The sequence below is a fragment of the Chryseobacterium sp. WLY505 genome (assembly GCF_030846215.1).
Lineage (GTDB): Bacteria > Bacteroidota > Bacteroidia > Flavobacteriales > Weeksellaceae > Chryseobacterium.
On the sequence record NZ_JAVCWI010000002.1, the window covers coordinates 507299 to 526386 of the forward strand.

A 19088-nucleotide genomic window follows, 5' to 3' on the forward strand; every position below is an offset into this window, starting at 1 on the left:
AAAATACCTGTTGAAACCCGAAATTCTTAATGAGAGCTGATATTAAGGCTGTTTCGGTAATTTATATATTATGTTAAATATTTGTTTTGTACCTCCTTTGGTCTTGTTATTGAATGAAATTCAGTACACCATTTGAAATAATCACATACTATGAAAAAGCACATTCTAATCGTAGGAGGAGGATTTGCGGGTATAAACCTTATCAAGTCTCTAAAGAATGATAAAAGGTTCAGAATAACGCTGGTTGATAAAAATAATTATCATTTTTTCCCTCCGCTTATCTATCAGGTAGCTACTTCGTTTATAGAAGCTTCCAATATCAGCTATCCTTTCAGAAAACTGTTTTCAAACAATAAAAATGTGAAATTTCACATGGGAAGTCTGGTGAGAGTATATCCGGAAAATAAGACGATAGAAACAGATACCGGAAATCTCAGCTATGATTATCTGGTGCTGGCATTGGGCACTGAGTCTAATTTTTTCGGAATGGAAAACGTGAAAAAATGCGCTCTACCTATGAAAAATATCGAAGAAGCCCTGTATCTCAGAAACCATATTCTGCTCACGCTGGAAGAAGCTGCAAGAAATAAAAATATTAAAGAAGCCGAAAAACTTCAGAATATTGTTATTGCAGGTGGTGGACCCACCGGAGTAGAACTGGCAGGAATGCTGGCAGAAATGGGAAAATATATTGCTCAGAAAGAATATCCGGAAATCAAGCTGGGCCTTTCCAATCTTTATCTTATTGATGCCTTGCCTACTTTACTTTCGCCCATGAGCCAGCTGGCTCAGAAAACGGCTTATGATAAGTTGAAAGAATTAGGGGTGAAAATTCTTCTCAATGTTTCTGTAAAGGATTATACGGATAATAAAGTCATCTTAAGTGACGGAAGCTCTATCGAAACCGAAACCCTGATCTGGACTTCAGGAGTCATTGGAAAAGAAATCCCCGGATTACCGGAAGAAACCATTGGAAAAGGCAGACGAATATTGGTAGATGATTATAATAAAGCAGAAGGAACAAGCAATATTTATGCATTAGGAGACATATGTCTGATGCTTTCCGAAGAAAAATATCCTAAAGGACATCCTCAACTTGCTCAGGTCGCCATTCAGCAGAGTAAAAACCTCGCTGCCAATTTTAAACGGATAGAAGACGGAAAAGTCCTAGAGCAATTCCGGTATAATGACAAAGGAAGTATGGCCATTATATCCAAATTCAACGCGGTTGTAGATCTTCCGAAAAATTCCTTTAACGGTTTTATAGCATGGCTTACCTGGCTTTTCATCCACATCATTCCGCTGGTAGGGTTTAAAAATAAACTTCAGCTGGCGATGGACTGGTTCCGGTTGTTTATCACCAATAATCCATCTATCCGGCTGATCCTGTTTCCGAAAAGAAATACAGAAAACGGATCATGATAAAAAAATAAGAACACTTAAATTCATCATATTATGAAAAATCAAAGAAGACCTCCATTTTTTGGAGAAACAGTCGTCATCACAGGTGCTTCAAGCGGAATTGGTAAGGCTACGGCAGAAGCTTTTGCAGAACAGGGAGCTGATCTTGTGCTGGCAGCAAGAGGAGAAGAAGCGCTTACAGAAACCGCTGAATTATGCAGAAAACTGGGAGCGACAGTGCTTGCCGTCCCTACCGATACTTCTGTTGCAGAAGATGTTCAGAACCTTGTAAAAGAAGCCCTTGAATTCACCGGAAAAATTGATTATTGGGTCAATAATGCGGGAGTGCTTGCATTTGGTAAATTTGAAGAAATTCCGGTTGATGTCAGTGATCAGATTGTTAAAACAAACCTTTTGGGATATATGCATTCGGCACATGCGGTACTTCCTGTTTTTAAAAAACAGAAAAAAGGAGTACTCCTGAATAATATTTCTATCGGAGGATGGATGCCCGCACCTTATGGAACAGCCTATACTGCTTCAAAATTTGGAGTCCGAGGAATGGTAGAAACATTGCAGGGAGAGGTTTCAGACTTTCCTGATATCCATATCTGCGCACTTTACCCCGGTTTTCAGAAATCTTCAGGAATAGACCATGCTGCTAATTATTCAGGAATAAAACTCAGTACACCTCCTCCAGCGTTTGATCCTCGTAAACTGGCAGCTTCAATTGTAAAAACAGCCAAAAATCCAATGGAAGCTTCTTATCCCGACTGGTCAGCAGTAGTTTTTAAGAACTTATATGAAATGTTTCCCGGAATAATACGTTATGCATCTTCCGCTGGGATAAGAATGCTAATGAAAAAAGCCCATAAAGATGAAAATACGGGAGGAAATGTACAGAACCCTTCAAGTGGAAATATGAGAATTGACGGAAAAACATTATTTTCTATTCCAAAGAAACCATTAATCCTGGCAGGCGCAGGACTCCTTGGAGCACTGGCCGTTGGATTGATTTTTTCAGGAAAATCTAAAGAAATAAGATAAGACTGATAGAAATAAACAGTCATCGATATATTTTGAAAAAGTCTCTTTACTATATTTTTTGTGATATATTTCATAAATTTACGGTGCTGTATCAATCTGATGATAGTGTAAAATATTTCGACGGTGAAAATTCACAACAAAAAAAAATACCTTAGTTTCCTTAAATTTAAAAGAGATTTCCAAAAATACGGACTTGAAAAAGCACGCAGTTATGAACTTATTCTGCACTGGCTGAACAACAGACTGAGCCGAAATCAGTTTCTTGTTCTTTCCGGAATTCTGGTAGGCTGCACAGCCGGCCTTGCGGGAGTTATCCTGAAAACCCTGGTGCATAATATTCATTATTTTATTACGAATAAAGTTCATTTTGAATATCAGATTTTATTCTATATCGTTTTTCCATTTTTGGGAATCGTTCTGACAACGATGATTGTTCTTACCTTGTTTAAAGGTCAGGATCGTAAAGGGATTGGGGCTATTTTATACGAAATTGCTCAGAACTCCAGTATTGTGGCCTCCGTTAAAATGTATTCTCAGGTGATACAAAGTGCTGTTACCGTAGGATTGGGAGGCTCGGCAGGATTGGAAAGCCCTATTGCGGTTACCGGAGCTGCTATTGGTTCCAATTATGCACAAACCTACAGACTGAGCTATAAAGAACGTACTTTATTGCTGGCTGCTGGTGCTACTGCCGGGATTGCGTCTGCTTTCAATGCTCCTATTGCCGGGATTATGTTTGCCTTTGAAATTCTTTTAACCGGAGTGGTTTTCACAGACTTTATTCCTTTGGTGGTTGCAGCAGTTTGCGGAAGTCTTTTGTCGAGGATTTTGCTTCAGGAAGATGTTCTTTTCAGATTTTACACCAGAGATCCGTTCAACTATAAAAATGTTCCGTATTATCTTATTTTGGGAATTGTTACAGGGTTATATGCCCGTTATTTTGTGATTATTTCTCAAAAAGTAGAGCATTTTATAAAAGGGCTTCAGCTCTCTAAAATGCGTAAAGCCATGTTTGGAGGCGCTGTACTTTCCCTGTTATGTGTTCTTTTTCCACCGTTGTTTGGGGAAGGATATGAAACGGTAAAAGCTTTTACCAACGGAAATACCTACTCTATTATTGAAAACAGTTTTTTTAGGTATTTTGAGATCGGAGACTGGACCATTATTATATTTTTAGTTCTGGTATTGCTTTTAAAAGCATTTGCCACCTCATTTACGATCTTTAGCGGCGGAAACGGCGGAAACTTTGCTCCTTCTCTTTTTGCCGGAGGAACTTTGGGCTATTTGTTTGCACTGGTTTGCCAGCATATTGGTTTTACAGATGTTCCGGTGACGAATCTTGTGCTGGTTGGAATGGCAGGTGCCATGAGCGGTGTACTCTATGCTCCTCTTACCGCTATATTTCTGATCGCAGAATCAAGTTTCGGATATGATTTGTTTATCCCTCTGATGATTGCCTCCATCATATCTTACCTTATTGCCAAATGGTTCTCCCCGATTTCACCGGAATTAAAATCATTAGCAGATGAAGGAAAAATTTTCACAAATAAGCATGATAAAAACCTTCTTTTTGCCTTAAGAACAGAAGATTTTATTGACAAATATTCCCAGACCATTAATGAAAATGCATCCGTTACAGAACTGTTTGAAATGGTAAAGAACGGAGATAAAAATATTTTCGCCGTTGTGGATGAAAACAGAAAACTGAGAGGAGTTCTTACATTAGATGATATAAGACCATATCTTTTTAACAAAGAAACGGAAACCTCGCAGACGGTTGCTCAGATCATGAAAGCTCCACCAGCTGTTCTGCACCGCGAAAATAAACCACTGGATATCCTTCAGACCTTTGATGATACAGGAGTATGGAATTTACCTGTAGTAAGTGACCATAATGATTTTATCGGTTTTATTTCAAAATCTTCCATATTAATGAGCTACAGACAGCTTTTGAAGGAATATTCCGATTAATATTCAAAGTAGAATATCACAACTGAAGAACTCCATTCCCCTCCTCCGGAGGGGTGGCGAAAATTCAAAGAATTTTTGACGGGGTGGTTAGCCTTGTCACATCATAAAAAATCCGTTCAGCAATGAACGGATTTCATATTAGTCGATAATGAAAGTTGAAAAAATTAGTTGCTTGCGTTATTCAGCAGCTCAATATCCTCCTGATCCAAAATAAGTTTTGGCGCATTGAAGACTGTTTCAAGCTGTGAGGCACTGGTAGCGCTTACAATAGGTGCTGTAATTAAAGGATTGGATAATAACCATGCTAAAGAAACCGTTCCTTGTGTAGTATTATGCTTTGCACTTACCTGATCCAGTGCTTTTAGAACTTCAAGTCCTTTAGGGTTTAAATACTTTCTTACTCCTTCACCTCTTGCACTTTTTGCCAGATCTGCTTCATCACGGTATTTACCTGTTAAGAAACCTGCCGCCAGTGACCAATAAGGAAAAACACTTAGGTCAAACTGTTCTGCCAGAGGAGCATAATTTTGCTCAAAGCCTTCTCTTTCCATTAAATTATAATGAGGCTGTAATGCAACATATTTGGGAAGGTTATTCTTTTCGGCTGCTTCAAATGATGCTTTCAAACGTTCCGGAGATAAGTTGGAAGCCGCAATATAACGTACTTTTCCAGCCTTAATGATCTCATCATAAGCGGAAAGTGTTTCTTCTACCGGAGTGGTATTGTCATCAAAATGAGTATAATAAAGATCAATATGATCCGTCTGAAGCCTTTGCAGAGACTCATCTACAGATTTTAAAATATGCTTTTTGCTGATATCATAGCCGTGTTCTTTTGTTTCTGAACCTACTTTGGTTGCCAAAACAATGTCATTACGGTTCGCTCTGCTTTTCATCCATTTTCCGATGATCTTTTCAGACTGTCCGCCTTTACCGTTCACCCACCATGAATAAGTATCTGCAGTATCTATAAAATTGAATCCGGCTTCAGTAAAGCGGTCCAGTATCTCAAAAGACTGTTTCTCGTCCAGTGTCCATCCAAAAACATTTCCTCCGAAATTGATTGGCGCAATCGATAAATCGGTGTTTTTGATTTTTCTTTTTTCCATAAAAATAATTTACTAAGTGACCTCTAAGGTAAGGAATATTAAGCCTGGGGAATATTCAAAATAGCCATTCTGCCTATAGTTATTATAAATGGGAATGCTGATGTTTCCTCAGTTTTTTTGATTATTTAATTTTGTTGGAAAATCGCAAAGGCGCAAATAAATTAAAGACTAACTGTTTTTAAGACGCAAGGATTTTATCTCTGATAAAATTGAATGCTGTTTATTTTATGTCTCTCGCAAAAAATTTGTAAAATCTCTTAAGATATCACTTTCTGAAAATCTTACATTGAATGAAGCCGAAATGTTTCTGCTCCTTAAAAGAATATATATGGTAATAAAACCTTGCGTTCTTGCATCTTTCTAACAAAAAAGAGATATACTCTATAATATTAAACGCAAAGTTGATAAGAAAATATAATTATTTTTAAGGAAGCAAAAGAAGCGACTTTGTCGTTGAAGAAGCTTTGTGCATATGCATACGCTTAGAGAAGATCAATTTTATTGATCATTCTTTGCTCCCTTTTTTATCAGTTGAAATTATGTTCCTTTGCGTTTAAAATTATCAGGTAGACAAAGGCGCAGATAAATTAAAAGCTAACTGTTTTAAGACGCAAGGATTTTATCTTCGATAAAATTGAATGCTGTTTATTTTATTTCTCTCACAAATACCAAAAATTAAACAGATAACAATAAAGAGATTTGTATCATCTTCTCATTAATCTGCGGGAAATACTTATAAAATATCTCTTGCTGAAAATCTTTGATTTTCTTGCGCTTTAATACACAATAATTTTATAAATCTTAGCGCCATTGCGTTTTCCAACAAAAACAACTAAAAAAAATAAAAACAGCCCATGTTAAAGCTGTTTTTATTATCTATCAATTAAAAATACGGTTATTTTTCAACCTGCGGAATCTCAATAGCAATAAGCTGAAGTTTATATTCCTGTAATTGAAGATGGATGGTTGATAAACCGTTGCTGAAGAATGATGATGCTGTAAAAAGCTCATGATAATATGCTATCCCTTCAAGAACATTTTTCCTGAAAGCATTCCATTTTTTTGTCTGCGAATGGGTAATCTGTACAGTGCATTCGGTGATTTCCTTCCTCAGGTAATCCACATACATTTTCAATTCGTTGATGAACATATTCGGGCGTTGATTATCTGAAAGAATATTATTGTTTCCGTAGATGTGTTGTACCATTTCTGAAAGAGAAACTTCCTTATCAAAGAAGGCAATATTCGGACCTGGACATATCACCACGCCTTGCTTTTCACCTTTAATTTCAAGGTTCTGTTCCATGTATGCTGCATTCACAAGTCCTACACAAAGGCAGGCTTTGTCTGTAATTTCGGATTTTCTTTTATTGAATTCCTTTTCGGTCAAGGTTTGCTTGTTTTCGAACAATTCTTTCAGTTTGATATCCTGATACTTTCTGGAAGCGGTACAGGTTCCTTCCGGAGAAAATTCTTTGCTGAGTGCGAGAAGTTTTTTAGGACAAGAACTTCCATATTTCCCTTTTGCTTCTTTTTCAAACTTCAATACTTCGTTAGATGTCCCTTTTACGGTATTGAAAGGCACTCCCAATGGCGAAATATTACTCAGATAGAAATCCTGCTCTTTGGATTGTACAAGTAGATTTCTGGTTTCTGTATCTACCGATGTCGCTTCGGGTACGAGTAAAAATGGGGAGCCCCATCCTACGCTGTCTACGCTATAATTAGCCAATAAAAACTCATGTTCTTCAGAAGTTCCTACTCCACCCTGAACAGTGATTTTCATTTCTAAAGGTTCGGAAACGACATATCTTCCTTTTTGTTCCAAAGCAGCCATCATTAAGGCATGAGCAGATTGTATTAGATCGTTTTTTTTCTGTTTGAATTCTTCCATGATAGGTCCAAGAAGTATTCCTTCAGTAGCAAAAGCATGACCACCGCAGTTCAGTCCGGATTCTATTCTGTATTCTGAAACCCATAATCCTTTTTTTGCCAGAAAATTTCCCTGAATCATAGCCGAACGGAAATCGCTTACTTTGAGAATTATTTTCTTTTTGATATTTCCGTTTTCGTCGGGAAAAAAGTCGTCAAACTCTTCCATATAGCTGTACAAACGGGGATTCATCCCTGCAGAAAGAACCATTGACGATGATAGTTTACTTTTGGCAAACCCACGCAGTGAGGCATGCGCATCGTTATACATCACAGGAAGCTGTTCATTATTCTGATAATTGTCTTTATCTACTTTCGTCATGATATTGACATCAATGCTTCCCGGCTTTAAATTCGATTCAATGAAGTTTTTAATATTGGAACTCCAGTTCTCCTTTTGATGGATTAAATGTTGTAAGCTGTTTTTTAGATCTGAAGTATTCGGAAGCATGGCTATGAAATCCTTCAAAGCTTCCTTGTTTTTGCTGATTTCCTGTTTGAAAGATTCAAATTTTTCATTCACGATATCATCTACCATATCCAGGTAAGCGGTAACTCTTTTTGCTCTGTAATCTTCTGTTTTTGTTGAGATCCCGAAATAGTCAAGGTTGAACTTTTTGTTGTAAAAGTTCTTCATTTTTTCCAGGATTTCATCATCAATAATAGAGATGACGGAAGAAATTCCATACTGGGCGACACGAATCGGGCTGTCGATAGTGTAAGCCAGACCCATCACCGGAATATGGAAATTGTGCAAAGGTTTTTGTGTCATAAAGTTTTGATAAAGTTTTGATAAAGTTTTTTATTGTTCATCTAAAAATCCTTTACAACTATTCACTTCCTAAAAATATTATTTTAAAATGAATTATGCGTCAAATAGTATTTATCAATATGTAAAACATGTCAAATGTCATGTTTCTATTTTTGTTAACGCAAAGTAACAATGGTTCAGATGCTCATTTTGAGAAGGCAAAGAAGTGCGACTGTGTCGCTGAAGAAGCTTTATGATTATACATTTGCATAAATAAATCGATAAAATTGATTCTCCCTTTGCTCTCTTTACTTTATATACATAACTGTGATAACTTTACGTTTATTTTTTAGTCATATTAAATAAAAAAGACCATTCAAAAGAATGATCTTTTTTAATGATATAGAATTTATTTAATACTATTCAGCTTTGTTTTTAAGCATCATCAGAAGACTGTAAGCGCCTTTCTGTACAATTTTTTTATCCTTTAAAAAATCGGCTTTTAAAATCTCTGTAAACTGATCATCAGCGATTCCGGTCACTACAGGAATCATTTTGTAATTGGATTTTCCAAGATCTTCAAAAACATAATTTTTATTTTCAAAAGACACCACGGCTTCGTTTGGAAGTCCCATTGTATAACGGCTGCTGATATTCACTTCGGCATTCACGTACATTCCTTTTACAAATTCAGTGTTCACAGAAGATAATCTGGCAATTGCCGTTGCAGAACCTCCGTTTTCAATACTAGGAACTACGCTGACAATTTTTGCATTGGATTTCACGTCAGGATTCTGATTGTTGTACACCAAAATTTCCTGCCCTACTTTTACATCATTCACATCGTTTTCAAAAATCTTGAGTTCTAAAAGTAATCCAGCCGGATTGATCAATTCAAATAAAGTATCTGCCGGGTTGATATACTGTCCGTTATTCACCAAAATTTTGCTTACAAAACCTGTAAACGGAGCATAAATATTGATTTTACTTCTGATATTTCCGGTAGTCAGACCTTTGGCATTAATTCCGATGATTCTCAGTTTTTCCTCAAGCCCTTTTAAAGTAGCATTCAAAGTAGAATAATCTGCCTGAGCAGTCTGCATGGTTTTATCACTGCTGGCTTTGCTTGTATTCAAATCTTTCTGACGGTTGAAATTCAATCTTGCCGCTTCAAGCTGGGCTTTGGTCACCAGATAATCCTGCTGCAATTGTATAAATTGTGGATCTTCTACTACTGCAAGCACCTGCCCTTTGTTAAAATGACTACCATTAATAACATTGATTGATTTGATATGCCCACCCATAATGCTTGAAACTAAACTAATGTGGGAAGGTGCAATTTCTGCCTTTCCATTCAGTCTCACCAGCTTTTCCATATTCCTGTTCTGAATACTGGTTGTTGTTAATCCTACAGATTGAATCTGTTTTTCTGTAAGATGAACGGAGTTTTTGTCATTCTTAGAAAATTTAGTGTTTTCATAAACGGTTTTTTCCTCTTCTTTTTTTCCTGAACATGAAGATAAAGTAAGGATGAAAGCAAGGCTGTATATTGATATATTCTTGAAATGCATGATAGTATTATTTTGAAATTAAGAATTGAAGTTCAGCTCCGGTTTGATTAAGCTTTTCCAGCTGATCAATATAATCTGCTTTGGTTTTTACGGCCTGATTCACCAGGATTACCCAGTCCAGATAATCTATTTCTCCTACTTCCATCTGTTTCTGAGCGGTTTTTAGAATAATTTCAGACTTCGGAAGCTGTTTTTGTTCATAATTTTCGATGATCTGCTGTTGGTTCATATAATTAGCCAATTGTTGTTTCAATCTGTTTTTAAGCTCTATTTCTTTTCTCTGATACTGATTTTCAGAGATGGCAATTTTAGCCTGTGCTGCCTTTGCCATAGCTCTCTGTCCTTTGGTAAACAGCGGAATTCCTACGCCCACCTGAACTGAATTGAAACGATTGTTATTGATGTTTTTCATACTCTGATTGGTATATCCTATAAGCAGATCCGGAAGCAGTCTGCTTTTTTCAAGCTGTACTTCTGCCTCTCCCACTTTGATCTGTTGCTGCAGATATTGAAGTTCGGGATGCTGTTGTACCATTTCTTCTGAAATCTGAAGCCCCATTTTCATCGTAGGCTGGTCAGCAATCGGCTGATAAGATGTTGTAGATTGTAGTAATAATTGAAGCTGAAGTTTTGCAATATTCAGATCATTTTCAAGGGTATTCAACTGTACTTTGATCTGTTCTTTCTGAATTTCGGCGGTGGATTCCTCCAGAATATTGGCTTCTCCTTTTTTTAATCTTAATCCGGCTTTGTCTGCAAAATTATTGTAAAGCTGGCTGATGTATTCAAGCACTTTTTTCTTCTCCTGAAGCACCAGTATCCTGTAGAAAACGTCTGTTACTTCTTTGGTAAGCTGTGTTTTGGTAAGATTCTGATTGATGACGCTGGCAGACCATTCGGCATCCAGCATTTGTTTTCTTTTTGAATACACCGTTGGAAAACTGAACCTTTGAGAGATTCCAAATGAATTATCCTTTTCCTCGCCCTGAATCTGACCAAATCCTCCGGTAATTTCCGTTTGTGGAATATCCAGATAAGTGGCTTTCAGTTTTTCCTGGTAATCTGAGACTAATTTTGAATTTTTAAGAGTACCATTCTGCTGGTATGCTTTTTCCAAAGCCTGATCATAGGTAATATTTTCCTGAGCCTGATAAGTTCCGAAGGATATTAACAACAGGAAAACAGACAATTTTTTATAGCTGAGTTTTTTTGAGAATTTCATTTTATCTTTATTAATATGTTCAAACAGGACGTATAAAATGGGAAGGACAAACAAGGTTAAAAGAGTTGCAAGCATTAACCCTCCGATCACCACCGTTGCCAAAGGTCTCTGTACTTCTGCTCCTGCACCGTTGCTGATTGCCATGGGAAGGAACCCCAGAGAAGCCACAAAAGCCGTCATTAAGACCGGACGCAGTCTGATTTTTGTGCCTATGAGTACAATTCTGCTGGTGTTGGCTATTCCATTCTTTTTCAATCGGTTAAATTCTGATATCAAAACAATCCCATTAAGTACGGCAACTCCAAATAAGGCAATGAATCCTACCCCTGCGCTGATGCTGAAAGGCATTCCTCTCAGAGCCAGAAAATATACACCTCCTATCGCAGATAAAGGAATGGCGGTATAGATCAGTAGACTGTGTTTTACAGAACCAAAAGCAAAAAATAATAACAGGAAGATCATCACTAACGAAATAGGAACTGCGATTCCCAGTCTTGCTTTGGCTTCATTTAAATTTTCAAAAGCTCCTCCATAAGAAATTGTGTAGCCCGGTGATAATTTCAGGTTTTTATCTGCTTTTTGCTGAAGTTCTTCCACAATACTCTGGACATCTCTTCCTCTCACATTAAAACCTACAATAATCCTTCTTTTAGTATCTTCCCTCTGAATCTGGTTCGGACTGTTTTTAAGCTCTACTTTAGCCAATTGTGACAATGGAATCTGTTCTCCCGAAGAAGTAGGAACCAAAAGATTCTGAATGCTGGTAATATCTTTTTTATGCTCATTATCCATTCGGACAACGATATCAAACTTTTTCTCACCTTCATACAGTGCTCCTGCAGTTTGTCCGGCAAAAGCCATATTAATTACCCTGTTGATGTCCGCCACTGAAATATTGTATCGGGAAAGTTCCGAACGGTTATAATCAATTACAACCTGTGGAGCGCCTACTACCGGCTCGATGTATAAATCCTGTGCTCCTTTTACAGTGTTAATAATGCTTCCAATCTTTTTAGCGTACGTGGCAAGACTGTCCAGATCTTCACCGTAAATCTTGCATACTACATCTTGTCTTGCACCCGTCATAAGCTCATTGAAACGCATCTGTACCGGAAACTGGAAACTGGTGGTGAGGCCGGGAATAACGCTTAATGCTTTGCTCATTTTGTCAGAAAGTTCAGGAAATGTTGTTGCGGAAGTCCATTTCTTTTTAGGTTTTAAAACGACGATCATATCTCCGGAATCCATAGGCATAGGTTCTGTAGGAATTTCTGCACTCCCAATTTTCATGACTACTTTTTCTACTTCAGGAAACTGTGTTAAAAGAATATGCGCTGCCTGTGTGGTGGCTTTTTTGGTTTCATTGATATTACTTCCCTGAAGAATTCTCATTTCAACAGCAAAGTCGCCTTCCTCCAGAGATGGAATAAACTCTCCACCCATTCTGGAAAGGGTAAAAACAGCACCTGCAAACAGGATCAACACGCCAATGATGATCGTTTTTCTGAATTTAAGAGCTTTCATCAGTAATCGCTGATGTCCGGTTTCCACTTTACCCATGACGCGGTCCGAGATGTTCTCTTTTTCTTTTTTCTTTCTGCTTAATACCAGCGAACTCATCATTGGAATATAAGTCAGGGAAAGAATAAATGCTCCGATCAGGGCAAAGGCAACGGTCTGAGCCATAGGCTTGAACATCTTTCCTTCAATTCCCTGAAGGGTAAAAATCGGAAGATATACGATTAAGATAATGATCTGCCCGAAAACCGCACTGTTAACCATTTTGGTCGCAGAGCTGGAAACCTGATCATCCATTTCTCTCTTGCTGAGCATATTGTCTTTTCCAAAATGCTTTTTATGAGCAAGCTGATGCAACACGGCTTCCACAATAATAACAGCACCATCTACAATAAGACCGAAATCCAGCGCTCCAAGGCTCATCAGATTTCCTCCAACCCCGAAAATATTCATCATGATGATGGCGAAAAGCATGGCCAAAGGAATAACGGAAGCCACCAGTAATCCTGCTCTGAAATTTCCTAAGAATAAAACCAGAATGAAAACAACGATCAAAGCTCCTTCCATCAGGTTTGTTTTTACGGTACTGATGGTGTTATTTACCATTTTAGCACGATCAAGGAAAGGCTCAATTACTACTCCTTCCGGTAATGATTCCTGGATTTTTTCCAGTCTTTGTTTGATATTTCCAATCACTACATTGGCATTTTCTCCTTTCAGCATCAGAACAATTGCTCCGGAAACCTCTCCGGTGTCATTATAAGTCATCGCGCCATACCTTGTCGCATAACCGATCTTCACAGACGCTACATCTTTGATATGTACCGGAATACCTTCTTTCGTTTCCGCTACCTGAATGCTTCCGATATCTTCCGTACTTCCCAGAAGTCCTTCGCTGCGGATAAACAGAACGGTTTCTTTCTTTTCAATATATGCACCTCCGGTATTCTGGTTATTCTTTTCCAGCGCGGCAAAAACATCATTGATATTGATGTTGAACGCCTGTAATTTATTAGGATTAATGGCAATTTCATACTGTTTCAGCTTCCCTCCGAAACTGCTGACATCCGCCACACCTTTGGTTCCGAGAAGCTGCCTTCTGACCACCCAGTCCTGAATAGTCCTCAGTTCTGTTTCATCATATACATTTTCGTATCCTTTTTTGGCTCTTACCACATATTGGAAAATCTCTCCCAATCCTGTTGAAATAGGCCCTAATTCCGGCTTGCCGATTCCGGCTGGTATATTGTCCTGAACAAGCTGCAACCGTTCCTGAACCTGTTGACGAGCCCAATACACATCGGTCTTATCGTCAAAAACTACCGTCACTAATGAAAGTCCGAAACGGGAGAAACTTCTCAGCTCCGTTATTCCGCTGATATTGCTGGTAGCCTGTTCGATAGGAAATGTAACAAGGCGTTCTATATCTGCTGCACCATAAGAAGGAGCAGTGGTAATGATCTGAACCTGATTATTGGTGATGTCCGGCTGGGCATCAATGGGAAGTTTAGTGGTTTCATAGACTCCAAAAAGGATGAGAGCCACTGTAAACAGAGCAATGATGAGTTTATTCTTTACAGAAAACTCAATAATTTTATTTAACATGGAAAAACTATTAATTGATAATCCGGAATGCTTTATAAGAGCTGAAATTCTCCCAAAACATAAAGAATCAAAACAAACATTTGTAACTTCTCTGGTTAAGGGTTAAGCATCAATACAATGCATTACGGATTAATTGATATGTAACAAGAATTCACTGCTTTAGGTAAGAACATAAAGCATTAATTTTCAATGTGAAGTCAATTAAGAAAGCCGTGGAGGCTGGAAAATCTGAGAAAGGTATTGGTTGGAAAAATCTTTTTCCTTGTAGATACTGCTTTTCTTTGAAACAGTAATTTCCTTAGGTTTTTTTATTTCAAAGGAAAGTTCCGGAAGCTGGGCGTGTACGGTAAGTACGATAGGTGGATTGATAAACGGCAGTTTCTGATCGGTATCCCAGTCTGAATCCTGTTTGTGGTTATCATAATGCTCCATTACAAATTCTGAAAAGCTTCCATGGTATTCCATGAAATGTTCCACAAACATAGGCACTTTCAATACTTCCCCCGCATTGGTGGTAGCCAGCACATACATCATTGAACATAATATGGAGATCCATTTTAACATGAGTACAAATATAAGGCTTAAATTTTTCCTGAGTGGGCTTTAGTATTAATTTTTTGAGAATTTTAGCTTGTTTAAAAGTAGTTTAAATAAATAATACCCTTTCCTGAAAATGTTAGGATTACCAAACAAAAATCAAAGCCTTGACTTCAGTCTGCTCAGTGTCTCCTGTGAAATATTAAGATAGGAAGCTACCAGTTTATTGGAAAGCCTTCTTACCACCACAGGATTTTCATCCAGAAGCTGGCGGTATTTTTCAAGTGCATCCTGGACAAGGAATGACATCAGTCTTTTGGTATTATTTACATATGCAGTTTCCAGATATATTCTGTAAAATTTTTCCCACTGCGGGATAATATCCAAAAGATGATAAAAATCTTTATGGGTAATATAATATACTTCTGAATCCTCTACAGCTTCTATGAATTCCTCAGAGGGTTCAGAAGTAATAAAACTGGTAAGTGCCGTTGCAAACTGATTTTCAAAAGCAAAATATCGGGTAGAATCCTGTCCTTCTTCATTGATGAAAAATATACGGAGACAGCCATTTACAACAAAAAATGTTCTCTGGCTGTTTTGCCCGTTGGAAAGGAGCATTTCATTCTTTTTTAATTGGATAGGTCTGAAATAGGACAGAATTGTTTCCATTTCTGTATCCGTTACCGATATTCTATTGTTGATATATGACGTTAAAAGTTCCTGCATGTAAGCAAAAATAGTGATAAATGGCTTTGCTTACATCCTTTCATTTCCAATATCTACGGGTTTTCTGCCTGTCCGGCTTTCCAGTATGAGCAAATGTACATCCCATGTGGATCCCATTCCAGCGTTGTTTTAAAGTACGTACGAAGCTCACGTACAGTGGAATATTCTGCAGCGATGTAAACATATTCTTTCAACACTCCGGGCGGAAACTGAATAGATTTCACCGCTTCTGCAAGCTTGCTTCCCTGTTCAGGATGAGGATTGTGCAGCCATTCTACAGATAAATCTGCCGCAGAACACAGGATCAATTCGTCGTCTTTATCTGCTACTTCCAATAGTATTTTTGCTCTTACATAAGATGGAAATTGTTCTGCGATGGCACAAATCACAGGTAGTGCCGTTGCGTCTCCTGCCATCAGATAAAAATCAGCTTCAGGAATTAAAGGCTTTGTACTTTCTTTCATTCCTATTTCCAACGTATCTCCTGGTTTGGTCTTCAATGCCCATGCAGAAGCTGGTCCGTTGTCTCCATGAGCTATAAAATCAATGCTCAGTTCATTTTCTTCCAGATCAATTTTTCTGTTGGTATATGTTCTGATCAGAGCGAGGTTTTCTTCTCCGGTGGGGATAAAGATTTTATTATTAGAACCGGACTTAACATTAGCCAATAGTTCAGCCTGGTTTTCATCAATATCAAATATGACACGGATTAAATGCGGTGTAATAAAGAGTTTCTTTTTAACGGTAAATACAGAACGTATTTTTTTCGTTTCTTTTATTTGAGATATTAGGGAATGTTCCATTTTTATTTTTTGTTAAATAGTAAAATAATCATTGCAATCACACAGCTGATTCCTCCGAACAGGTATACCGCCTGATAATCGAACCAACCGGCAATGAGCCCGGCAATAGGACCTGCGAGCCCTAATGAAAGGTCAACAAATGCGACATAAGCTCCTAGCGCTGTTCCTCTCATCTGCGGCTTTACTTTTTGAATGGCAAGAACGCCCAAAGCCGGAAAAACCAATGAAAATCCTACCCCCGTTAATCCACATCCGATAATGGCCAATGTTTTGGATGCAGAGGTCCAGATCAGCATTTGTCCGGCCACTTCGATAATCAGAGAGATCAAGGCTATTGTAAAGCCTCCGTATTTATCCGGAAAAGAAGCAAAGAAAATTCTGGTCAGCACATAACAAGCCCCGAAGATCATAAAAGCCAGTGAAGCATCACCCCAATTTTTTTGAGAGAAAAATAAGGCAATAAAAGAGGCAATACATCCAAAAGCCATTGATGAAAAAGCAAGGCTCAGGCCCTGGCCCGATATGGCACCAATTACTTTGTAGAAAGGTGTTCTTATATGATCTTTATCCACAGGAATAGAAGGAAGTTTTGCTGTAGAAAGCCAGCTTACCAGCGGAAGTAAGGTAATAAAAAGAAAAGCAGGCAGAATACTGTACTCTTTACTTAACCAGATACTGATGGGAGCTCCGATGGCAATTCCCGCATACATGGCAATACCATTCCAGGTCATGACTTTCCCTGAGCTGGAAGGTCCTGCGAGACCGATTCCCCACGTTAATGCTCCGGTAACCAGAAAACTTTCGCCAACCCCATGAATAATTCTTGCCAATAAAAGAAAAGCAAGTGCCAGAATCGGTTGAGCCTGAAATAATACCGCCAGGACGTAAGCAATTCCTGCAATAACAGCCAGTATTACGCCGGACATTTTACTTTTCTTAGCACCGCTGGTATCTGTGATTTTTCCGGAATAAGCACGGGTTAAAAGTGTTGACAATGATTGCAGACCAATCACAAGTCCTATAATAATACTGTCAAAGCCCAACGTGCTCTGAACAAACCTGGGAAGTACTCCTAACGCAATTCCTATGGTAAGGTAAACCGCAAATACCGAAACGATAATAGGAGCTGTTGCCTGATAGAAATTAATAGTCTGTCCCTTTTCTAATGTTGTACTCATAAATTTTGTTTAAAATATTCGGGTACAAAGGTCTTTGTGTGACGGATACCAAGCTTTGACTTAGATCAAAAAAGGATGAACCGTTACTCTTTTGATGCAGGATTATGTTGTAAAGTATTGAGTTCCTGATATACTGTAGCTGTCCAGAAATCCAGTTCCCATTCTTTTTTACGAATAGATTCAAGAGAGAATGCTCCTCTATAGTAATTCCTGATCAGTTCTTTTCTTTGAAAATCTGCAAGTTCAAGCTCCAGTTGGAAATATGCTTTTTTCCATTCAACAGAGTCTGAATCTAAGCAGTTTCCGTTTGTTTGAAGAAGCTGTTCCTGTTCTTTTTTCAGCTTTTCAGTCATAATTTTCAGGGCGTTTTCAGTAGTAATGTTTGCCGGTTTAAAATCTTTTAGGAAAGAATTCGATTTTTTTAGCAGAAGCCTATTCAGATCTTTTTCTTCTTCCTTGTCCGGTGTGGAAGGTTTTATCAGTTTGATTAATCTTGGAAGCGTAAGCCCCTGAATTACCAATGTAAAAATGATCACTACAAATGAGATCAATAATATGGTATTTCTCTGTTCTATAGCAAACCCTGAATTATCCCGGAAAGGGAGTGCCAAAGCAGCGGCCAGAGAAACTACTCCACGCATTCCCGACCATGAGAGGATAATATATTCTTTTTTAGACTGGGTCAGAAAACGATTTCCCTTTTTAAGGGATGGCTGGTTGGAAAAAACAGGAAATAAAGCAAGTACAGCCAACCTTATCATGACGAGTATAATAAATAGGAGAAAGCCATATAGAATCAATAATGGTAATTCAGTGGAGGGTATATGTGAAATAATCGCAGGCAGCTGCATTCCCAGAATCAAAAAAATCAATCCGTTCAGAATAAAAATAATAACATCCCAGAAATGGCTCATCTGTATTCTACTGGCTGAGCTGAATAAGGAAAATGAATTCCACGATAGAAACATTCCCAATACCACAACTGCCAATACTCCCGAACATCCTAAATGTTCGGCAAAGCTATACGCTGCAAAAGGAAGCAGGATCACAGCAAAAGTTTCTGCACTGGAGTGGGTATTAAAATACTTATGCAATTTTAAAAATATAAAACCTATCAGAAATCCAATGAATATCCCTCCAATACTGATCCCCATAAATTGTATTCCCGCATTCCAGAAAGAAAATATACCGCTTGTAATAGCAATTACAGCACATTTATAGGCTATCAAAGCAGATGCGTCATTCAGAAGACTTTCTCCTTCAAGAATAGTGGTTAATTTTTGTGGTAACGGAAGATTCTTTGTAATACTTGTTGCTGCAACGGCATCAGGTGGTGAAATGATAGCACCCAATACAAAAGACAAAGGCCACGTAAATCCGGGAATGATGCTGTGAACAATCACGGCAATAATGGTGGTGGTCAGGAAAACCAGTCCTACTGCCAGCAGGGAAATTGTTGGAAATTCTTTTTTGAAATCCGGAATCGAAGTATTCCAGGCTGCATCAAATAATATGGGAGGAAGGACAACATAAAAAATCATTTCCGGGCTCATATCAATAGAGGGAACGATTCCGGTAAGACTTACTATAAGCCCTGCAACGACCAGTACTATAGGAAGAGCCAGCTTTATTCTGTCTTTTACGGAAATGATAATCATTAAAATGATGGATACCCATATGATCTTTTCAAGTTCTGCCATAGCGTGATAATATC

Annotated in this window: 12 protein-coding genes; 3 read left to right on the top strand and 9 right to left on the bottom strand. The window is 38.1% G+C overall.

All coding sequences use genetic code 11. From position 1 onward, the window contains the following. The first annotated feature begins 150 nt into the window (after nucleotides 1–150). From RAH34_RS07740 to RAH34_RS07750, 3 genes are all read left to right on the top strand, one after another. Nucleotides 151–1422, top strand: coding sequence for an NAD(P)/FAD-dependent oxidoreductase (locus tag RAH34_RS07740; protein WP_306595733.1), 1272 nt, complete (start codon nucleotides 151–153; stop codon nucleotides 1420–1422). Between the two features lie 33 nt (nucleotides 1423–1455). Then, the gene (locus tag RAH34_RS07745) at nucleotides 1456–2448 is read left to right on the top strand and encodes an SDR family oxidoreductase (protein WP_306595734.1); all 993 of its coding nucleotides are present in this window, start codon (nucleotides 1456–1458) and stop codon (nucleotides 2446–2448) included. Nucleotides 2449–2571: 123 nt separating this feature from the next. Then, on the top strand, nucleotides 2572–4419 hold the full coding sequence (locus tag RAH34_RS07750; protein WP_114820189.1) for a chloride channel protein: 1848 nt from the start codon (nucleotides 2572–2574) through the stop codon (nucleotides 4417–4419). Nucleotides 4420–4583: 164 nt separating this feature from the next. Here the strand turns inward: RAH34_RS07750 and RAH34_RS07755 are convergent, their stop codons facing one another. From RAH34_RS07755 to RAH34_RS07795, 9 genes are all read right to left on the bottom strand, one after another. Further along, nucleotides 4584–5528, bottom strand: a complete 945-nt coding sequence (locus RAH34_RS07755; protein ID WP_306595735.1) for an aldo/keto reductase — start codon at nucleotides 5526–5528, stop codon at nucleotides 4584–4586. 895 nt (nucleotides 5529–6423) lie between these two features. Continuing rightward, nucleotides 6424–8232 (bottom strand): hypothetical protein, encoded by a 1809-nt coding sequence (locus tag RAH34_RS07760; RefSeq protein WP_306595736.1) that lies wholly within the window; start codon nucleotides 8230–8232, stop codon nucleotides 6424–6426. 398 nt (nucleotides 8233–8630) lie between these two features. Next, nucleotides 8631–9782 carry an efflux RND transporter periplasmic adaptor subunit gene (locus tag RAH34_RS07765; RefSeq protein WP_306595737.1) on the bottom strand — a complete coding sequence of 384 codons (1152 nt, stop codon included), beginning with the start codon at nucleotides 9780–9782 and terminating at the stop codon, nucleotides 8631–8633. Between the two features lie 7 nt (nucleotides 9783–9789). After that, nucleotides 9790–14127: a CusA/CzcA family heavy metal efflux RND transporter gene (locus tag RAH34_RS07770; protein ID WP_306595738.1), complete on the bottom strand. Its 4338-nt coding sequence runs from the start codon at nucleotides 14125–14127 to the stop codon at nucleotides 9790–9792. Between the two features lie 201 nt (nucleotides 14128–14328). After that, nucleotides 14329–14691 carry a hypothetical protein gene (locus RAH34_RS07775; RefSeq protein ID WP_162800883.1) on the bottom strand — a complete coding sequence of 121 codons (363 nt, stop codon included), beginning with the start codon at nucleotides 14689–14691 and terminating at the stop codon, nucleotides 14329–14331. Between the two features lie 132 nt (nucleotides 14692–14823). Further along, complete coding sequence (locus RAH34_RS07780) at nucleotides 14824–15393, bottom strand: Crp/Fnr family transcriptional regulator (RefSeq protein WP_114820183.1); 570 nt, start codon at nucleotides 15391–15393, stop codon at nucleotides 14824–14826. Between the two features lie 53 nt (nucleotides 15394–15446). Next, nucleotides 15447–16196, bottom strand: a complete 750-nt coding sequence (locus tag RAH34_RS07785; RefSeq protein WP_306595739.1) for a siderophore-interacting protein — start codon at nucleotides 16194–16196, stop codon at nucleotides 15447–15449. A gap of 2 nt (nucleotides 16197–16198) precedes the next feature. Next, nucleotides 16199–17374 (bottom strand): MFS transporter, encoded by a 1176-nt coding sequence (locus tag RAH34_RS07790; RefSeq protein ID WP_306595740.1) that lies wholly within the window; start codon nucleotides 17372–17374, stop codon nucleotides 16199–16201. Nucleotides 17375–17457: 83 nt separating this feature from the next. Next, nucleotides 17458–19074: a Na+/H+ antiporter gene (locus RAH34_RS07795; RefSeq protein WP_306595741.1), complete on the bottom strand. Its 1617-nt coding sequence runs from the start codon at nucleotides 19072–19074 to the stop codon at nucleotides 17458–17460. Between the last annotated feature and the right edge of the window lie 14 nt (nucleotides 19075–19088).